Below are 19181 nucleotides of genomic sequence, written 5' to 3'. Positions count from 1 at the left end.
GATGTTGATTGCGTTTTTCTTCAAACTACGGGAATACCGTTTACCAGTAAGTCTACGCGAGTTACTCGACTTAATTAACGCCTTAAAAAAAGGCGTTATATTTGCCGATGTAGACGCCTTTTACCATTTAGCACGCACCATAATGGTAAAAGACGAAACGCACTTTGACCGATTCGACAAAGCCTTTAGCGACTACTTTAGTGGGATTGCCGACCTTGATTTGCTCGAGAGCTTAAAGCAACAACACAACTTGCCGGAAGATTGGCTACGTAAAGAGTTTGAAAAAAACCTAAGCGATGAAGAAAAAGCCCAACTTAAAGCTATGGGCGGACTCGACGAGCTTATGAAAACCCTAAAAGAGCGTTTAGAAGAGCAACAAAAACGCCACGCTGGCGGCAATAAATGGGTGGGCACTGGCGGTACATCACCTTTTGGTGCGTATGGCTACAACCCAGAAGGCGTGCGTATAGGGCAAGACGGCAACCGTAATCGCCAAGCGGTAAAAGTGTGGGATAAACGAGAATATAAAAATCTTGATACCGATCGCGAAATTGGCTCGCGTACTATTAAACTCGCCCTTAAAAAGCTGCGTAAATTTGCCCGCACTGGCGCAAGCGACACGCTAGATTTAAACGAGACTATTCGCGCTACTGCAAAACAGGGTGGCATGCTTGATGTAAAAATGGCACCCGAGCGCCATAATGCCGTAAAAGTGTTGATGCTATTTGATATTGGCGGCTCAATGGATGACTACATTCATACCTGCGAAGAGCTATTTAGCGCCGCCCACAGTGAGTTTAAGCACTTAGAGTTTTACTACTTTCATAACTGTTTATACGAGCACGTTTGGCAAGACAATGCGCGGCGCCACTCAAACGTAATAGACACCATGACGCTGATTAATAAATTTACCAGCGACTATAAAGTAATATTTGTTGGCGATGCCACTATGGGCCCTTACGAAATAGCTTATGCGGGCGGCTCGGTAGAACACTACAATGAAGAGCCCGGCAGTGCCTGGTTATCAAGAATCACAAACCACTTTGATAAAGTCGCCTGGCTCAACCCACAACCCGTTGAACACTGGCCATACTATCAATCGATTAGCTTTATAAAAGAGTTAATGAACAATCGCATGTATGCACTGAGCTTAGATGGAATAAGCAGAGCGATAAAAGAACTGAGTTAAATTTATATTTAAAAAGGAGTTTAATATGTCGAATACTTTTTCCACTTCAAAAAATACAACTTTCTATGAGTTACTTGTCAGTATTAAAGTTGGTAATGACGAATTTAAAAATATTCCTTGTAAAATTTATGCTTCCAATGACTATAGCGAAAGGCCTTTTGCTGTAATGAACCTTCTTGAAGTAAATAGTTTTAGTATTGCTGAGCATTTAGAAGGCGAGTATAGCTTTGACCAATTTCAAACTTATAAGATTAAAGCAAAAACAATTGTAAGAGTAAATTCAGATTCATTATTACCTCAAATAAGCGACTTCAAGCACCCAGTAACATTTGAACTGTATGAACTAGAAATCATAAATTTAATAGAACAAAAGATAAAACATGACTACCAAAGTTATATATTTATGATAAGTAATAATACCCACCTTTCCCCTATAGTAATTTCAAATACGAATAATGATGGAAGTGTAAGTATAAAAAAAAGTAAGCTAAAAGAGTTTGTACTTACCGACAAATTTAGAATGATTTTTGACTCAAAGTTTAAATTTATTAATTGTAATAACGGTAATTTACTTAGAAAAAGTTATTTAGTAGCTTTGTCTGATGTTGATTTGAAAGCTAGCAATTTAGAAACAATAAAAAATACTCTACTACAATCACTCGATGAAATATTACTACTTAGCTCTTTCTTCTCTAGGCAAAGAACTATTTGTTACGGTTTGGAAGTAACATCTAAATACCTTCAATTAAAGTATTATCGGGGGAATATTACCAAACCTGATACTGAGAATAGTTTAATGGCTTATTCAGGTATAATACATAACCAAGACTTTGAGGGATTTGTACAGGAAGCATATACTCAGCTCCAAACTTCCGATTCAAAGCAGAACATTATATCGGCATTACATGCCACGTTACCCACAGAAAATCCGTCTATTGAAAGTCGATTCCTATATCTTTTCTCTAGCTTTGAAGCTCTTGTAACATCAACTAAAAGTAATTTGAATTTATCTAGAAGTAAATTTCGCCCATTAAAGAAAATACTTACTAACGAAATAGATAAGTTTTTTCCAGAGCAGGATAATCAGAAAAAAATCCACATAAAAAATAAAATACTTGAACTAAATAAAATATCTTTTAATGATGCTTTAACTCAATTTATACAAGAAAACTCTATTTTAATAAATGACCTTTGGCCAATTACACAAAATGAGACTACTCCAGTCGACTATCCCTTATCAAAAATTAGGAATAAATTGGCTCATGGTGAGTCACTACCAATAGAGGCTATACAGCCACTAACTTTAGCCATTGAGCACCTTGAGAAAATACTGCAAAGAACTCTAGTCATACTGTTAAAGTGTGATTTAGAGTTAACAAGTTTGACTAGAGTTAATATTAATATCAGAAATCCCGAGTTTTATTCATTTAATGAAGCAGAGAAAAAACTAACATGTATATGGAAATAGATATTACTTATCTTTGAAATAACGAAATAGTGCCTTTCTTTTTCATTTTATTAGGCCGATCTAAATAATAAGCACTCCAACATAGTAAGTCATTAAATAAACGAACGACTAACTCTGTCATCTAAGTTAGATCCGTGATGGCTTGCCAATTAATTCTACTGCACCATTGTTCCCAATTTTCGATCGCTCTTGCTGATGTATGTAGGATTTTTCTCGAATATTTACTATTTCACTAGGTGAGATAGCAAGGTCGTTGATATCATTTACCGTATGAGAACGTAACGTAGGCTCTCCTTGTGAATGCGTTTTCGCATCATCAAGTGCTGTAGTTAATTCTGAAAATAAATCACGTTTGCTCATTACATCATCTCCTAAAACTCTTTATATTGCTTTTTTGTTCTTCTGTAAATGGTGAACGCATACAACTCAAAGCGCTTTACTCATAAACAAGCTGTACGGGTCTAGCTCATAATCACCAAACGGTTCGCATTTTTTAAAACCAAATTGAGCATAAAGCTTTTGTGCGGGTAAAAATGCCTCTGCGGTGCCGGTTTCTAGACTTAGCTTTTTATAACCACGCAGTGTGAATTGCTCAATTATATGGGTGAGCAATTTAGCTGCTATGCCTTGGCGTAAATAGCGGCTTGATGTGCGCATTGACTTAATTTCGCCATGCGTTGTATTTAGTGCTTTTAAAGCACCAACACCCGCTAAATTATTATCAATCCATAAGCTATAAAAGGTTATATTGGGCTGAGTAAGTTTAGTTACATCCAGTGCATGTACGCTCTCCGCAGGTGAGTGTTTTAGCATATCGTTATGATGCCCTTGTAGTAGCTTTATAACGTGTGGGTTTGAAAGTTCACCTGTTCTAATATCCATTTATACCTCGTTTAATCCTAGAATTTAATGCTTGAGGGCTTTAGGGCTTTAATTAAAACCCTAAAGTAAGGGGTTATATTTAGGCTGCTAGCTCCCACACTATAAACGCTACTGCAAAACCTACTAAATACACTAGTCCTAACCACGTTAAGCTACGTAATAACACGCTGTGTTTTATTGCTAAATCAAACTAGACATCCACCTTAATTAAACAAACAAAGCTATCTCAATTAAGATAGGTGTTGTCTTAATTTTTTTACCTCGCGAGTAGTAAAAAAAAAACCAAAAACGCGGCTTAAAGCCGCGCCTACAAATATAACCCCAATCCTGTAGGCGCGAGTTTACCTCGCGAACATGCTTAATAAAACATACTTAACAACAAAATTTAGGGTGGGTGTTTTGTTGGTGTCTTGTTTATTTTTGTTTTATGAGCGACCTGATAAAAAGCGGATCGTTACCCAAATCAGAGGGCGAGTATTTTTTTGTTCGCACTACTGAATAACTTATTTACACGTGGTTTTCAATTGTGAGTAAGGGTAATCTTTACCAAATTGAACTTTTGATTAAAACCGTTATAATTCACGCACTTTTGATTAAAGCTGTTGTAATTCATCCATTATGAAAAATATTTTTATTGTTATTTCACTCATTTTAGCCGTTTTTTTTGGCTACAACTATTTCACTTCCAACTCGACAAAAGTTGTATTAGATAGCGCATCCGAAACTTCAACACAAAAACTTGCTAACAATTGGGATGATATCACTCTTCCAAAAGAGATTGAAAATCATTCAAATATTGAAGCTTGTGATACAACAGAGGCAAACATTTGTTTTGGCTCAGGAAGTATATTTTACAAAGAAACCAAAGATGTGACTGTAGCAAGCTTAGTATCAACTGCAGAAACATCGCGTTACGGTGTCCAGGTTAAAAAAACAGGTGAGCTGTTTGTGTTTTCTATAGAGAATGACATTTCTGACGACGAACTGGATTTTGGTAATATTGCTTGTTACAAATATGAGGGTAGTGAAGAAGGCTTTACCGAAACGCGTGAATTAAAATTAGATATTTACGGTACAAAAGTAACAGGGACAAAGTTAGGTTACTCCCAATCAGTTGAATACAGCGTTGGGTATGAAGGTATTGTTGAAGGAGTACTAAACAGCCTTGGAGGAAATACTGTAAATGCTGTCACTACACTTACTATTGCAGATGGAGGGGAGATCCGCCAAGAAGAAATATACATTTTAGGTGAAAACTCAATGACTGAAATGCGATATCGTTTAGTCGATGATTTTAAAAATAGTATTTTACGTATCGATAAGAGTATAAAAAAATCCGCAGAAGGTCAGATTTTCCCTATTGAGTATAAATATAACAAAGTAGAGTGCCCGTTATAGGGCTTCGATCTTTAATTAGGCTGCCAACTTCCAAATTATAAAAGCTAAAGCAAAACCAACCAAGTACACTAAGCCTAACCAAGTTAAACTACGTAATAGCACGCTGTGCTTAATAGCTGGCTCTGAGCGTACAAGACTAAAGTTAAGCCATGCAAAAATAGGCGTTGTAACAAATGAAAGCGTCATCGCAAAGGTAAGCATGGGGCCAAGGGCTGATTTAAAAAATAAAATAACCGCCATACCGGCAAGAGCTTGTAGTATTAGCCAAATATTTAAGCTGTGTTTCGATTGCTTAAAGCCAAGTAACTTATGCGATTCGTTTAAAGTACGCGCGTAACCATCTAGTACAGTTAATGTGGTGCCAAACATACATAAAAATGCGATTGCTGATACCAGCGGCCTTGCCCACTCGCCTATTGTTAATGCGTACATATCAATAAGCTGTTTGGCAAACGCGACACCACCGAGTTCTATACTGCTGGTTTGCCCGTATTGCACTAATACGCCTAAGCTAAAAAATACCAAGGCTAAGCCGGCTGTAAGCCAGTAACCTACGTTAAAATCGAACAGGCCTTGGCTTTTAGTGACGGTTTGCTGCGCTTGTTTTTCTTTTAGCCATAAAGAACTTAATGCAGATATTTCGATAGGCGCTGGCATCCACCCCATTAAAGCCACCATAAAACTCAGCATTGCAAGTTCGTACGGTGAAGGCCCTACATAGTCAGCAGGTGCCATTGGACCGTTACTAAATGCTATAGCAAGAGCAATTAATGTTGCAAGTGTAAGCAGCCCCATAATGCCTTTGGCAACGTTATCGAGCGCTTTAAAGTGCCCAAGTAGTAATATAACTAAACATACCCCTAGCAGCATCCAACAAAGTAAGGTTACTTCAATAACAATAGGTAGAGCGTAATGCAGTAAGCTTGCGGTAAGCAGTAATACGCCGGCGGTATTAACAACGGCGGCTACAATGTTTAAACCAATAAAGCTATAAAAGTAAAACGGACCTTTACTTTTATACCCCTCTACTAGGCTATTTTTAGTAGCGAGAGTGTATTCCATACCAAAGCGAAAAAACGGGTACTTTAAAACATTAACAACGAGGATAAGCCAAAATAATTGCCAGCCAAATATTGCCCCAGCTTGTGTAGAGGCAACTAAGTGAGAACCTCCAATAGCGGCTGTTGCCATGAGAATCCCAGGGCCAAGCGCGTTCAGGCTTGATTTCCATTTCGATACTGCTTGGTTCATTTACTGCTCAAAAATAGTGTGTGTGAGCCTCTAACTTACAGAAATTACAGGCAATAAAAAAGAGCCAGGCGGCTCTTTTTTACAATACTTTGTGACTAATTTTTATTTAAGATCCATCTCTTGGATGATCTCGTGTGCGATTTCAGGTGTCGTGCTTACAGGCTTTTCGTGTAAGTTTGCTTTTATTTGCCCTTTTCGATGTTTTAGTGCCGCATCGAGTTTTTTAGCTGCGCTTGCAATAGCTGGGTACATAACTTCGTTTTCCCCTTTTACCGATATGCGCGTGCCTTCGTAATTTGTGCTAATTTCAGCTTGGATCTTATGATGCTCTTTAGACAAAATAATATCGAGCGCAATAAGCGATGGGAAATGGCTCTCGATTTTTGAAAATTTTTCGTTGATGTGCTCTCTAATAGAGTCAGTAACTTCAACATGGTGACCAGAAAGATTAATTTTCATAGGGTATCCTTTTATTTGTTACCTACAATTAGTATTGGGGGCTATTTAGATTAACACAAGGAAAAAAGAGAGATATTTGAGGGTTATTTACGGCTTTTGGTGATTTAAATCATGTGTTGCGCAAAGTTTATGCAAAGCCCACATTGCATGGGCTTTCAGACGTCTACTTAATTTAAGCTCTGATTGATTAATCTGTGTACGAACAACAGTAATCAGCAAAGTCAGATACTTTTACTTTAAAGCTTACGTTTGCATCTACATTAAACGATTCACCTGCATTAAATGTTTTCCATTCGCTCGCGCCTGGTAATAAAATATCCCATTGGCCAGCTAAAAGCTCCATGCATTCTTTTTGGTTTGTATCAAAAACAAACTCACCTGGTTGCATAAAGCCTAACGTTTTCGCTTCGCCATCACCTAAAATAACGGTACGGCTTGATACTTTTCCGTCAAAATATACATTGGCTTTTTTTACTACACTTACGTTATCGAACTTTGGCATTTTTAGCTCCTGCTATTAATTTAAGATTTTGTTAACCCAACAGTGCCTGATACACAAAAACCTTGCAAGTTAAGTGCTGTGAAAATTACTCATTTGGAATCGGGCTTACATTATAGGTCGTACTTTAGCACGCTAATGGTTTAAGGCTAGATATCATGTAAAAATTAAATCATCCCCCAATAATGGAGTCAATTTCACTAATCTAGTTTCATCATTATTTGCCCCTCCAACCCAAGAGTCGAACTCTGATTCAGGGGCATTCCTCATAACCACATCTAAAAGCTCTAAACTACATAACATTCCCATTACACGATAAGATCTATTCCATTCAGATACCCATAGCCACAATGGCTCATCTCCTTTTGATAAATAAAGTTTCATTTTAAAATGTCCCTTTGCAACATCAATTTTACAAGGCTCTAGCCAACTATTACGGCAACTTAGAAAATATTCAAAATCAGGGTTTCCCCAGTCGTTTTTAGGGTAAATTCCAAGTACGTGGGAATGCTTGTGGCAAACTGGTCTAATATTACCTTTCATAAGTGGGTTATCTACAGCTAAAAGCATCATCACCCCTTGAAGGTGCCTAAATGCAAGCTCACATACAAACTCCTCTTTAAGCTGCGGTGGGTAAATAAGCTTTGCTTTAACTGATAATTTGTTCGAAATAAGTCTACTTTCTATTTCTCCATCTGAATCTATTACTAATTTGCCTTTTGTATCGGGGTGATAATCGTGCTTGGCCTTTCTTAAAGCATTTTGGTTCATATCCTCATCTAACTCTCTAGAATCACTATTAAAAAGAGTAACAGTGGAGACATGACGCTCGATATTAGACTTTTTATTATTACAACTAACACAGCTGCGAAATATAAAGTTAAAATCTGTCGGACTATAATACCCTTTGGGAACAAAACTTCTTGCGATGAGGTGCTCTCTGTTAGATTCAACTGCAGCCCCTACTCCTATGTATGTACCACAATATAAACAATTCTGGTTAGATTTTGCTTTATCTTTATGAAACCATACCGTGGGTTGATTATTTTTATATTTATACACCTTGACGATCCTCTAAATAAAAGACTTATTATAAATAATGTTTTAAGCATACATTTAATCGCATATATAACTAATCTTAAAATGTAGGGTCAAAATGAAACTTCTTACTCTATACTGAAAAAGCGTTAGTAATATTACAAAACATAAGCCTTATAAATACTACGCGAAAAACAAGTTTCACGCGTACAATAATTAAAAAACAAACGAAAATATAGCGCAAAGAATAACAAGGGCTGAAGCACTCTCCTAAGGTTTTTCTTAGTACCGCGCCTCAGACTTAAAACTGAGAGCTGACGGCTCAAATTCCCTTCGTTGGGTTTCGCTTCGCTCTAACCAACCTACGAAAAAAGCCCGCGCTGTTTTTCACAGTGCGGGCTTTTCAATTACTTACTTTATTTAATCAAATACTATTAAAAAAGCTCGTTTGCTTTGCTTACAATGTTTGCCACTGTAAAACCAAAGTGCTCAAACAGCTCGCCTGCAGGTGCTGACTCACCAAAGGTAGTCATACCTACTACTGCGCCGTTTAGGCCTACGTACTTGTACCAGTAGTCAGCAATACCAGCTTCTACTGCTACGCGACGTGAAACAGATGCCGGTAATACGCTTTCTTTGTATGCTGCGCTTTGATCTTCAAAGGCATCAGTACATGGCATAGATACAACACGTACCTTTTTACCTTGGCTGCGTAGTTCGCTTGCTGAATCTTGTGCTAGTTGCACTTCAGAGCCCGTCGCAATAAAGATAATCTCTGGATTGCCGTCACAGCTAAGGATGTAACCACCCTTTTTAACATCTGCTAATTGCTGTGCGTCACGTGCTTGTTGCTCAAGACCTTGGCGAGTAAAGATAAGCGATGTAGGGCCGTCTTTACGCTCAATAGCTTGTTGCCATGCAATTGCCGACTCAACTTGGTCACACGGGCGCCAGTTGTATAAGTTAGGCGTTAAACGCATGCTTGCAATTTGCTCAACTGGTTGGTGAGTTGGACCATCTTCACCTAAACCAATTGAATCGTGCGTGTATACAAAAATGCTTGGTTGCTTCATTAATGCAGCCATACGTACAGCATTTTTTGCGTATTCAACAAACATTAAGAACGTAGCACCGTAAGGAATAAAGCCTTTATGAAGGGCAATACCATTCATGATGGCCGACATACCAAACTCACGCACACCGTAGTAAATGTAGTTACCGCTTGCATCATCGCGTGTTAAACCTTTAGAGCCATCCCAAATTGTTAAGTTTGAGCCAGCTAAATCGGCTGAGCCACCCATAAATTCTGGTAATAACGGACCGAACGCATTTAATGCATTTTGCGATGCTTTACGAGACGCTGGGTTTGCTGGGTTTGCTTGTAATTGCTCAATATACGCTTGAGATTTTTCAGCCCAATCGCCAGGCAGTTCGTTGTTAATACGACGCTTGTATTCAGCTGCAAGCTCTGGGTATGCTTTTGCGTATGCTGCAAATTTTTCGTCCCAGCTTGATTCAAGCTGTTGACCTTTTTCTTTGCTATCCCATTGTGCGTAAATATCATCAGGAATTTCGAACGCATCGCCAGTCCAACCTAAAAATTCGCGAGACGCTTTAATTTCGTCATCACCTAGTGGAGCACCATGACAATCGTGGCTACCTGATTTGTTAGGTGAACCATAACCAATAATTGTTTTACAACAAATTAGTGATGGCTTGTCGGTTACACTTTTAGCCTCTGCAATTGCAGCACTTACAGCATCGCTGTCGTGGCCATCAACACCACTAATCACATGCCAACCGTACGCTTTAAAGCGCGCTGGTGTATCATCGGTAAACCAACCTTCTACTTCACCATCGATTGAAATGCCGTTGTCATCCCAAAACGCAACAAGTTTACCAAGGCCTAATGTGCCTGCAAGTGAACCTGCTTCATGTGAAATACCTTCCATAAGGCAACCGTCGCCCATAAATGCATAGGTAAAGTGATCAACAATATCGTGACCTTCACGGTTAAACTGTGCAGCTAGCGCTTTTTCAGCAATTGCCATACCTACGGCATTTGTGATCCCTTGACCTAATGGACCCGTAGTAGTTTCAATTCCTGGTGCATAGCCATATTCAGGGTGACCTGGTGTTTTAGAATGCATTTGACGGAAGTTTTTAATTTCGTCCAGTGGTAAGTCGTAACCACTTAGGTGCAATAGAGAATAGATAAGCATTGAACCGTGGCCGTTTGAAAGAATAAATCTGTCACGGTCAGCCCACTCTGGATTCGTTGGGTTATGTTTTAGATAATCGCGCCATAATACTTCTGCGATATCAGCCATGCCCATAGGGGCTCCAGGGTGACCAGATTTGGCCTTTTGTACTGCGTCCATTGACAAGACGCGAATAGCATTTGCAAGTTCTTTGCGAGATGGCATGAATTCTCCTACCTTTATGTGTATTTGCGCGGGTATTTATGTGTTTGTTTATGCACCCAAGTAACTTGGGTTCGTTTATACCGACCATTCTTACTTATTGTGGGGGCTGTGTGCAATTAAAAACCCTATAAAAGTGAGGCATTATGAATATTTTTTAAGACCAAAAAGTTATTAGTAATTTTATTTAGACGTCTAGGCGTAAAAACACTATGCAAGGTGTTTTGTTTTCGATAAAATACGCCCCTTAATTTTTTAGCGCTAATACCGACGTTTGTGAAGCGCAATATTTGTGAGCAGAATTACAATGGCAAAACATTTATTTACTTCTGAATCAGTTTCTGAAGGTCATCCGGATAAAATCGCCGATCAAATCTCTGATGCGGTACTTGATGCTATCCTAGAGCAAGACTCTCATGCCCGTGTTGCATGCGAAACTTACGTAAAAACCGGTATGGTTATGGTTGGTGGTGAAATCACTACTAGCGCATGGGTTGATATCGAAGAAATTACACGTAAAACAATTCGTGACATTGGCTACACAAATTCAGACATGGGCTTTGATGCCGATTCATGTGCAATTTTAAACACTATTGGTAAACAGTCTCCAGACATTAACCAAGGTGTTGACCGTACTAGCCCAGAAGAGCAAGGCGCTGGCGACCAAGGCTTAATGTTTGGTTACGCATGTAACGAAACAGAAGTACTAATGCCTGCTCCAATTACTTACTCACACCGTTTAGTACAGCGCCAAGCGCAAGTACGCAAAAGCGGCGAGCTTAACTGGTTACGTCCAGATGCAAAATCTCAAGTTACTTTTGCATACGAAAACGGTAAGCCAGTAGGTATTGATGCTGTTGTACTTTCTACTCAGCACAGCGAAGACATTTCGCAAAAAGATTTAGTAGAAGCTGTGATGGAAACAATCATCAAGCCGGTACTTCCTGCAGAACTTATTACAAGTGCAACTAAGTTTTTCATTAACCCAACAGGTCGCTTTGTAATTGGCGGACCAATGGGTGACTGTGGTTTAACTGGTCGTAAAATTATTGTAGATACATACGGTGGTATGGCTCGTCACGGTGGTGGTGCATTCTCTGGTAAAGATCCATCAAAAGTTGACCGTTCAGCAGCATACGCTGCACGTTACGTTGCTAAAAACATTGTTGCTGCTGGTCTTGCTGACAAGTGTGAGCTACAAGTTTCTTACGCTATTGGTGTTGCAGAGCCTACTTCTATCAGCGTTGAAACGTTTGGTACAAGCAAGCTAGAAGAAAGCCGTTTAATCGAGCTTATTCGTGAACACTTTGACCTACGCCCTTACGGCTTAATTCAAATGCTTGATTTAGAGCGCCCTATCTACCTTCCTACAGCGGCTTACGGCCACTTTGGTCGTGACGAATTCCCTTGGGAACGTACAGATAAAGCAGACGCACTTCGCGCAGCCGCCGGTCTTTAAGCCAAAATTGTTGTAGTAAATTAAAAACGGCCCTTTTAAGGGCCGTTTTTGCATCTAAAACTTATGAGTTATATTGTTTGTAGAGCGTCTACAAAATAACTATTAAATCAACCTCGAATTCTTTTGTACTTTAGGTATATACTCATTTCATTATAAAAGCTTTAGGGATAGTTAAATGGCCGATAACTTTCGCGTTATATTTGCAGGACTTGCCGATAACGTTGACATAAAAACAGCATGTACAAATTTAGCTGTAAAATTAAAAACGTCAGATGAAAAAGTAGCTCTTTTTTTTAAAGGTAAGCCACTGTTTGCACCAAGCGATAAAGACAAAGCGTTAAAACAGGCTAAGTTACTAGCAAGCTTAGGTATTAAAAGTAAGCTTCAAGCTGTTTCAAACATCATTCAAAATGGCTCAAACCCTGCTGCAAATAACAATCAACGTGATGAACGTATTTTTGATGCACTCGATTACATCACTAGCAGCTTAATTCGCCTTGAAGAAAAGTTAGACGAGTTAGAGCAACGCCTTCCTGAAGCTCAATTAAAAGCACCAGACGAAAGTATTGACGAATGGCAAGGTGACGATCTAATGCTAGATGATGATTTAGCGCCTCCTAAAAAACGCAGTAACTTACTTTTATATTCATTGATTGCAACTGCCACAATTTTGCTAGTCGTACTGGCTGTTTTTTTAATTTTTCCCGATTTATTCTCTTTTTAAGAATGGTTAATTAATTTAATGAGCAATAAACGCGCAAAAATAAGAGCAAAAATTCGTAACACCCGTAAAAACTTGTCAAATAATCAGCAAATAATTGCTGCGCAATCGCTAAAAATGAATTTTATTCAACATTTAAAAAGCGAAAAAACAACGAATTCAAAGCATATTGCCATTTACTTAAGTAACGATGGGGAGCTAGACACTTCATTGTTAATTAAAGAATTATGGAGTTTAAACCATACCGTTTACCTACCTATAATACACCCATTCAATGGCGCTAATTTACTATTTCAGCGCTATGAGAAAAACTCACCCATGAGAGCAAATCGCTATGGTATCTTGGAGCCTAAGCTGAACTGCTCTCAAATATGCCCATTACCAGTGCTTGATTACCTCCTTATGCCATTAGTTGCATTTGATAAACAAGGTAATCGCCTAGGAATGGGAGGTGGGTTTTACGACCGGACATTGGCGCGTTTACATGAACAAAATTGGCAAAAACCACAACTAATTGGCCTTGCACATGAATGCCAAAAAGTTGAGGCCCTACCAATCGAGTCGTGGGATGTACCACTTAAAACCATTATCACCCCAGATAAAACATACTGTTGGTAACAATTAAATTTGATTACTAACCGCATATTTCTGACATACATGAGCACAAAGCAATGACACAAGATGAATTAAAAAAAGCAGCTGCTTGGGCAGCACTCGAGTTTGTAAAAGAAAACACTATTGTAGGTGTGGGTACAGGCTCTACTGTTAATCACTTTATTGATGCCCTTGGCTCAGTAAAGGACACTATTGTAGGCGCTGTATCAAGCTCAGAAGCCTCAACCGCACGCCTACAAGCGTTAGGTATTGAAGTATTTGAGCTTAATAACGTTGCTGCTTTAGATGTATACGTTGACGGCGCTGACGAAATAAACGATCAAAACGAAATGATTAAAGGTGGCGGTGCAGCCCTTACTCGCGAAAAAATAGTAGCCGCTGTAGCTAAACAATTTGTGTGCATTGTAGATGACACCAAATTAGTAAAAACATTAGGCGACTTCCCGCTTCCGGTAGAAGTTATTCCAATGGCTCGCAGCTACGTTGCACGAGAATTATTAAAGCTTGGTGGTGACCCTGTTTATCGACAAGGCGTAGTTACCGATAACGGTAACGTTATATTAGATGTATTTAACTTAAAAATTACCAATGCTAAACAACTTGAAGCACAAATAAATTCAATTGTTGGCGTAGTTACCAACGGCCTATTTGCAATGCGTGGTGCTGATAAAGTGATTATCGGTACTAAAAATGGGCCACAAATTAAATAGGATGAGGTTATGAGTAAGGTATCGTTAGCAAAAGACAAAATTAAAATTCTCTTGCTTGAAGGTGTTCACCAAAGCGCTGTTGAAACGCTAAAACGTAACGGTTACAGCAATATCGACTACGTTAAAACATCCTTACCTGAGGACGAATTAAAAGAGCGCATTAAAGATGTTCACTTTGTAGGACTTCGTTCTCGTACTCATATTAACCAAGCCGTATTAGACTCAGCTGACAAGCTAGTTGCTGTTGGGTGTTTTTGTATTGGTACAAACCAAGTTGATTTAGATGCAGCACGCGAACGCGGTATTGCTGTATTTAACGCACCATTTTCTAATACTCGTTCAGTTGCTGAACTTGTACTTGGTGAAATCCTACTTTTATTACGCGGTATTCCAGAGCGTAATGCAGCGGCTCATCGTGGTGGCTGGTTAAAAACAGCAAATGGTTCGTTTGAAGCACGTGGTAAAACGTTAGGTATTATTGGTTACGGTCACATTGGTACTCAGCTAGGCATTATGGCTGAAAACATTGGTATGAACGTAGAATATTACGATATCGAAGATAAGCTATCTCTTGGTAATGCAAAACAAGTGCATAACCTAACTCAGTTATTACAACGCTCTGATATTATTAGCTTACACGTACCAGAAACACCGCAAACTAAAAACCTAATTGGCACAGCAGAACTTGCTGTTATGAAGCAGGGATCTATTTTGATCAACGCTTCACGCGGTACCGTAGTTGATATTGATGCACTTGCAGAAGCACTAACAGAGAAAAAACTAAGTGGTGCAGCAATCGATGTGTTCCCTACTGAGCCAAAATCTAACGATGAAGAATTTGTATCGCCACTGCGCCAATTCGACAATGTTATTTTAACGCCGCACATTGGTGGTTCTACACAAGAAGCACAAGAAAACATTGGTATTGAAGTAGCGGGTAAACTGGCTAAATACTCAGATAATGGCTCAACTATTACTGCCGTTAACTTCCCTGAAGTATCGCTGCCTGAGCTTGCTAATCGTAGCCGTTTATTACACGTGCACCACAACCGCCCTGGTGTACTAACGCAAATTAACCAAGCGTTTGCACAGCACGGTATTAACATTGCTGCGCAATACCTACAAACAGACGCATCTATTGGTTATGTAGTTATTGATGTAGATACAGATCAATCTGAAGTAGCACTTAAAGAACTAAGCGCTGTTGAGGGTACAATTAGAGCACGTATTTTGCATTAATAAGTACTTTTGATATTAAGAAGGGTCCTTATGGACCCTTTTTTGTATTTAGATTACATATACTTTCTTAAGTATTTTTTGAATACCGGATCTGTTGCAGCCAACTCTTTTTGCTCAGCTAATATCTCTTTTAAAATAGCACCTGAGGTAAGCGGGTTTGCAAGTACCACTCTAAATACAACTGTAGGTTGATTGTCGTATTTAGAAGGCGTTAAACGAGTACGTGATACAAATGAGCGACCTGACTCTCGCTGACGTTTTTGCATACTGGCAGTAAAACGATTCAGAGAGGCAAAAATATCTAACCGAGTTGCAGCATCTGCATCGGCTATTGCTTGTTTAATTTGCTTAGGTACATAACGATACGTTAATAAGCACAATTCAGGTTCTGAAATAAGCTCAAAATCTTCATCAGCTTTAATTAAATCAGCAAAGTAATGTGCTTTTTTGATACTTCGATCAATCAGCATTTCGTAACCTTTACGACCAATAACACGTAAGCAAGCATGTACTAACATTGCCATACCAGGTCGGCTGCCTTCAAGCGTGTGGCTACCTAAGTCTTTTGAACCTTTACGTAATATGTACTCAGCGTGATGCTCTATTGCATCAGTTGCAGCGGGATCTTTAAATAAAACTAAGCCCGCTCCCATTGGTACATACATTTGTTTATGTGCATCGATGGTAATTGAATCTGCTCGCTCAATCCCTTTAAGTAAAGGGCGATGCGTGTTCGATAAAAGGGTCGCTCCTCCCCATGCAGCATCTACATGAAAATGGCAGTTAATGTCTTGTGCTAAGTCGGCCATTTCATCAAGTGGGTCAATATTACCGGTTTCGGTTGTACCCGCTACCCCAATAATCGCCATTACTTTAATGCCTTGCGATTCAAGCTCACGTGCTTTTTCGCGCATAGCTCCTACATCAACTTTATTATTTTCGCAGGTTTTAATACCAATTAAGTTATCGCGGCCAATACCGAGTAAATCAACCGATTTACCTAATGAGTAATGTCCCCGCTCTGATATTAATACTGCTAAACCTTTATAGCCGTAATGCAGCATACCGGCAATTAGGCCTTGTGCGCCGATACCTCTAAAATCGCCATCGGGTTTTAATAAGCGGTTTCGAGCAATCCAAAGCGCAGTAATATTAGCGACCGTTCCACCAGAGCAAAATGCACCTAATGAGGTTTTAGCACTGTGCATCCATTTAGAATAAAATGAATCTTCTTGCCCATAAGCTAAATGATGCATCATTCCAAGCACTTGACGCTCAAGAGGCGTAAACGCTTTAGACGTTTCTATTTTTACTAGATTTTGATTTAGCCCTACCATCAATTTTGACAGCGGTAATAAGAAATGCGGTAAGGCAGAGGTCATGTGACCAATAAAGCTAGGCGCAGCTGTATGCACAGAATGTGCAACAAGTTGCTCCATTATGTCTTGGGCATAAGCAGATACAAACGTTGGATCCTCTGGGATCACTGCCGACTGAAAATCTTTTTCGATTTCATGTAATGGTTTTTCAATTGCCGCTATATTTTCGTTTAGAAAACCTGCTAAATTACTCGAAATTTCAAGCTCGATTTTGCTTAAAGTTGAGTCTGGCGCTTCAGGTACAGTAAATATACGCTTAAGGCTTTCTTTAGAGGCGACGGCACAACGCTTTTGATCCATCTCAATACCTAGTGTGTGTAGCTAAAACACGCGCTTACCCATCAAAAACGCCTACTTATTAAGACATTTAGAGCAATCGTGTTTCTTTAAAAATTGCGCTAACTTTACTGCAATATAACTAAAATGTCTCGTTTAAACCTATAAAAGCAATCAAAGCGATGACAAAAAAATGATAATTTAATTAAAACTCTTCCAAACCTAATTATTTATTGGGCATTTACTTATTTTGGGTATAATAAATTTGATAACAAAAAAGGGACACATATGTCAGAAGGAAGAGTCAAAGCTAGTTGGATAGTGGCAGGCTTTAGCTTGTTTTTAATAAGCTTGCTTACCTACGTTTACTACACTTACCAAACCACACGTGCTGAAATAATGCAGTCGGTTGATAATCGCTTACTTAATGCAGCCACCAGCGTTAAACATATTTTAGGTGAAAATTACTTAAGTGCGGTTAATCAAGGCGACAACATAAGTTTTTCTTACTATCAAAATAAAAGTAAACAACTATCTGAGTTTGCTCAAGCACTTGATATTGCTTATGTGTATTCAATGATTTTAAAAGACGGCAAGGTTCTTTTTAGTGCATCAAGTTACACGCAAGACGATCAAAATAACGGCAAAGTAACTCAATTTTTAGATCTCTATCCTGAAGCCACCGATACCAACCTAAGTGCTTTTTATTCAACAGAGCCTGTATTTGAAATATCGAGCGATCAGTGGGGTCACTTTAAAACTATTTTTATTCCTTACGTTGACCCTATTAACGGCAATACCTATTTAACGGGTGCCGATATAACTATTTACAATTTAAACGAGAAACTTAAAGAAAGCGTATCAAAAGCTGCTGCAATGGCTAGCTTCTTCTTTTTTATCGCAATACTTGTTGCCGCCATATATATTTATTTACTAAAGCGCTCTTTAGCAACTGACTCAAGTACTGGTTTTTCAAATCATATTGCACTTGAGTACTTTATTAAAAAAAGTAATGCCCATCACATGCAATTAGCCGTTATTTGGGTTAATGAAATAGAAGATATAAACAGTTTTTACGGCACGGAAGTGGGTGATAAAGTAATGAAAAACTTACTTATTCACTTTAAACTCAGAAGCTCTGCGCATTGCCATATATACAGACTAGCAACAAATAAAATAGTATTACTCGCGCCTAAAGAAATGAGCAATGACGAATTTACCGATCTCGTAAAAACATATAACTTTAATACCCCAGTGTTAACTGACCCTTTTATTTACATAACCCTATGTGCAGGTATTGCCAGTGGCAATAAATCGCTACTACTTGAAAACGCTCATATAGCGGCACTGCAAGCTAAACAAGGTAGGCATAGCGTAGTTAACTACTCAAAAGCGCTACACGATGTAAAAACGCAATATCAATACAATGTTGAAATGGCTAAAGAGGTGCGTGAAGCGTTTGATAACAACCGTATAGTGCCTTACTTTCAACCCATTATTGATATAAATACCAATAATGTCGTTCAATATGAATGCTTAGCTCGAATGGTAACGGCGCGAGGGGAAGTATTAAAACCTGATGCATTTTTAAATGTTGTTACCCGCTCAAGAATGGACGGCATACTTACCCGTACTCTATTTTCACAATGTGTTAGCCGCTTTAGAAAAACCGATATTTGCTGGAGCTTAAATATAACAGCACAAGATATGCTCGACCCTAATTTAAGCGAGTTTATTGCGTACGAACTTAAGCGTTACCCGCACCCTGGGAATATCACGTTAGAGCTTTTAGAAACCCAGGCAATTGCTAACTTTTCTGAGGTAAAAGCATTTATTGGTATGGTTAAAACGAAAGGCGTTAAGGTTATTATTGATAACTTTGGTAGTGGATACTCAAATATATCAAACGTACTTAAGCTTGAAGTGGACGGTATTAAGCTAGATGGCGCACTAATAAAGCAAATAGTGAATGACAAAGATATTTACGTGTTTATTGAGCACATAGCCAGTTTTGCTAATCAGCTGGGCTTGCAATTAATGGCGGAGTCGGTAGAAAATGTAACCATCGTAACCGCACTTAAAAAAGCAAATGTGACACTAATGCAAGGCAACTACTTTGCCCACCCAGTGCCACATGTTAGTACGGTTATAGAAGAAGAATTAGCACTTTAACTT

Annotated in this window: 17 protein-coding genes; 9 read left to right on the top strand and 8 right to left on the bottom strand. The window is 38.8% G+C overall.

Going from position 1 to position 19181, the window contains the following annotated elements; all coding sequences use genetic code 11:
• Window position 1 precedes the first annotated feature (1 nt).
• Window positions 2-1189 (top strand): VWA domain-containing protein, encoded by a 1188-nt coding sequence (locus GQR54_RS11725; RefSeq protein ID WP_166377790.1) that lies wholly within the window; start codon window positions 2-4, stop codon window positions 1187-1189.
• Between the two features lie 25 nt (window positions 1190-1214).
• A complete protein-coding gene (locus GQR54_RS11720; protein ID WP_166377788.1) occupies window positions 1215-2657 on the top strand; it encodes a hypothetical protein in 1443 nt (480 codons plus the stop codon).
• A 126-nt stretch (window positions 2658-2783) separates the two neighbouring features.
• Here the strand turns inward: GQR54_RS11720 and GQR54_RS11715 are convergent, their stop codons facing one another.
• Both GQR54_RS11715 and GQR54_RS11710 read right to left on the bottom strand, forming a co-directional pair.
• The gene (locus GQR54_RS11715) at window positions 2784-3017 is read right to left on the bottom strand and encodes a hypothetical protein (protein WP_231611874.1); all 234 of its coding nucleotides are present in this window, start codon (window positions 3015-3017) and stop codon (window positions 2784-2786) included.
• Window positions 3018-3083: 66 nt separating this feature from the next.
• Window positions 3084-3539, bottom strand: coding sequence for a GNAT family N-acetyltransferase (locus GQR54_RS11710; protein WP_166377786.1), 456 nt, complete (start codon window positions 3537-3539; stop codon window positions 3084-3086).
• Between the two features lie 618 nt (window positions 3540-4157).
• Here GQR54_RS11710 and GQR54_RS11705 point away from each other — a divergent pair.
• Window positions 4158-4937 carry a hypothetical protein gene (locus GQR54_RS11705; protein WP_166377784.1) on the top strand — a complete coding sequence of 260 codons (780 nt, stop codon included), beginning with the start codon at window positions 4158-4160 and terminating at the stop codon, window positions 4935-4937.
• A 15-nt stretch (window positions 4938-4952) separates the two neighbouring features.
• On the opposite strand, the gene GQR54_RS11700 is transcribed toward GQR54_RS11705, so the two are convergent.
• The 5 genes from GQR54_RS11700 to tkt form a co-directional block, all read right to left on the bottom strand.
• The gene (locus tag GQR54_RS11700) at window positions 4953-6128 is read right to left on the bottom strand and encodes a divalent metal cation transporter (protein ID WP_197160841.1); all 1176 of its coding nucleotides are present in this window, start codon (window positions 6126-6128) and stop codon (window positions 4953-4955) included.
• Between the two features lie 162 nt (window positions 6129-6290).
• The gene (raiA, locus tag GQR54_RS11695; RefSeq protein WP_007376058.1) at window positions 6291-6647 is read right to left on the bottom strand and encodes a ribosome-associated translation inhibitor RaiA; all 357 of its coding nucleotides are present in this window, start codon (window positions 6645-6647) and stop codon (window positions 6291-6293) included.
• Window positions 6648-6834: 187 nt separating this feature from the next.
• A complete protein-coding gene (locus GQR54_RS11690) occupies window positions 6835-7149 on the bottom strand; it encodes a pyrimidine/purine nucleoside phosphorylase (RefSeq protein ID WP_002958974.1) in 315 nt (104 codons plus the stop codon).
• A gap of 153 nt (window positions 7150-7302) precedes the next feature.
• On the bottom strand, window positions 7303-8208 hold the full coding sequence (locus GQR54_RS11685) for a hypothetical protein (RefSeq protein ID WP_166377780.1): 906 nt from the start codon (window positions 8206-8208) through the stop codon (window positions 7303-7305).
• Between the two features lie 410 nt (window positions 8209-8618).
• Window positions 8619-10610, bottom strand: coding sequence for a transketolase (gene tkt, locus GQR54_RS11680; RefSeq protein ID WP_165728435.1), 1992 nt, complete (start codon window positions 10608-10610; stop codon window positions 8619-8621).
• 304 nt (window positions 10611-10914) lie between these two features.
• Here tkt and metK point away from each other — a divergent pair, with 304 nt between their 5' ends.
• The 5 genes from metK to serA all read left to right on the top strand — a co-directional run bounded on the left by metK (window position 10915) and on the right by serA (window position 15351).
• On the top strand, window positions 10915-12066 hold the full coding sequence (gene metK / locus GQR54_RS11675; protein ID WP_007584761.1) for a methionine adenosyltransferase: 1152 nt from the start codon (window positions 10915-10917) through the stop codon (window positions 12064-12066).
• A 175-nt stretch (window positions 12067-12241) separates the two neighbouring features.
• The gene (locus GQR54_RS11670; RefSeq protein WP_166377778.1) at window positions 12242-12790 is read left to right on the top strand and encodes a hypothetical protein; all 549 of its coding nucleotides are present in this window, start codon (window positions 12242-12244) and stop codon (window positions 12788-12790) included.
• Window positions 12791-12808: 18 nt separating this feature from the next.
• Entirely contained in the window at window positions 12809-13405 is a 597-nt protein-coding gene (locus GQR54_RS11665) for a 5-formyltetrahydrofolate cyclo-ligase (protein WP_010554418.1), read from the top strand.
• Between the two features lie 53 nt (window positions 13406-13458).
• The gene (rpiA, locus tag GQR54_RS11660; RefSeq protein ID WP_024591469.1) at window positions 13459-14112 is read left to right on the top strand and encodes a ribose-5-phosphate isomerase RpiA; all 654 of its coding nucleotides are present in this window, start codon (window positions 13459-13461) and stop codon (window positions 14110-14112) included.
• Between the two features lie 9 nt (window positions 14113-14121).
• A complete protein-coding gene (gene serA / locus GQR54_RS11655) occupies window positions 14122-15351 on the top strand; it encodes a phosphoglycerate dehydrogenase (RefSeq protein WP_166377776.1) in 1230 nt (409 codons plus the stop codon).
• A 53-nt stretch (window positions 15352-15404) separates the two neighbouring features.
• Here serA and panP read toward each other — a convergent pair whose 3' ends face one another.
• Complete coding sequence (panP, locus tag GQR54_RS11650; RefSeq protein WP_024594075.1) at window positions 15405-17030, bottom strand: pyridoxal-dependent aspartate 1-decarboxylase PanP; 1626 nt, start codon at window positions 17028-17030, stop codon at window positions 15405-15407.
• Window positions 17031-17294: 264 nt separating this feature from the next.
• Between panP and GQR54_RS11645 the strand changes: the two genes are divergently transcribed.
• The gene (locus tag GQR54_RS11645; RefSeq protein WP_166377774.1) at window positions 17295-19178 is read left to right on the top strand and encodes a GGDEF domain-containing protein; all 1884 of its coding nucleotides are present in this window, start codon (window positions 17295-17297) and stop codon (window positions 19176-19178) included.
• Window positions 19179-19181: the final 3 nt, after the last annotated feature.

This window comes from Pseudoalteromonas sp. Z9A4 (assembly GCF_011378845.1).
Lineage (GTDB): Bacteria > Pseudomonadota > Gammaproteobacteria > Enterobacterales > Alteromonadaceae > Pseudoalteromonas > Pseudoalteromonas arctica.
Note: the sequence above shows the minus strand (reverse complement) of the source record. Positions and strands in the feature narration are given on the sequence as shown.

What these genes read in the sequence shown, in the direction of transcription:
- GQR54_RS11670 (WP_166377778.1), top strand. Translation starts at nt 12,242, where the DNA reads ATGGCCGATAACTTTCGCGTTATATTTGCAGGACTTGCCGATAACGTT.
- tkt (WP_165728435.1), bottom strand. Translation starts at nt 10,610, where the DNA reads ATGCCATCTCGCAAAGAACTTGCAAATGCTATTCGCGTCTTGTCAATG.
- GQR54_RS11665 (WP_010554418.1), top strand. Translation starts at nt 12,809, where the DNA reads ATGAGCAATAAACGCGCAAAAATAAGAGCAAAAATTCGTAACACCCGT.
- rpiA (WP_024591469.1), top strand. Translation starts at nt 13,459, where the DNA reads ATGACACAAGATGAATTAAAAAAAGCAGCTGCTTGGGCAGCACTCGAG.
- GQR54_RS11710 (WP_166377786.1), bottom strand. Translation starts at nt 3,539, where the DNA reads ATGGATATTAGAACAGGTGAACTTTCAAACCCACACGTTATAAAGCTA.
- GQR54_RS11720 (WP_166377788.1), top strand. Translation starts at nt 1,215, where the DNA reads ATGTCGAATACTTTTTCCACTTCAAAAAATACAACTTTCTATGAGTTA.
- serA (WP_166377776.1), top strand. Translation starts at nt 14,122, where the DNA reads ATGAGTAAGGTATCGTTAGCAAAAGACAAAATTAAAATTCTCTTGCTT.
- GQR54_RS11645 (WP_166377774.1), top strand. Translation starts at nt 17,295, where the DNA reads ATGTCAGAAGGAAGAGTCAAAGCTAGTTGGATAGTGGCAGGCTTTAGC.
- GQR54_RS11715 (WP_231611874.1), bottom strand. Translation starts at nt 3,017, where the DNA reads ATGAGCAAACGTGATTTATTTTCAGAATTAACTACAGCACTTGATGAT.
- panP (WP_024594075.1), bottom strand. Translation starts at nt 17,030, where the DNA reads ATGGATCAAAAGCGTTGTGCCGTCGCCTCTAAAGAAAGCCTTAAGCGT.
- metK (WP_007584761.1), top strand. Translation starts at nt 10,915, where the DNA reads ATGGCAAAACATTTATTTACTTCTGAATCAGTTTCTGAAGGTCATCCG.
- GQR54_RS11725 (WP_166377790.1), top strand. Translation starts at nt 2, where the DNA reads ATGTTGATTGCGTTTTTCTTCAAACTACGGGAATACCGTTTACCAGTA.
- GQR54_RS11700 (WP_197160841.1), bottom strand. Translation starts at nt 6,128, where the DNA reads ATGGCAACAGCCGCTATTGGAGGTTCTCACTTAGTTGCCTCTACACAA.
- raiA (WP_007376058.1), bottom strand. Translation starts at nt 6,647, where the DNA reads ATGAAAATTAATCTTTCTGGTCACCATGTTGAAGTTACTGACTCTATT.
- GQR54_RS11690 (WP_002958974.1), bottom strand. Translation starts at nt 7,149, where the DNA reads ATGCCAAAGTTCGATAACGTAAGTGTAGTAAAAAAAGCCAATGTATAT.
- GQR54_RS11705 (WP_166377784.1), top strand. Translation starts at nt 4,158, where the DNA reads ATGAAAAATATTTTTATTGTTATTTCACTCATTTTAGCCGTTTTTTTT.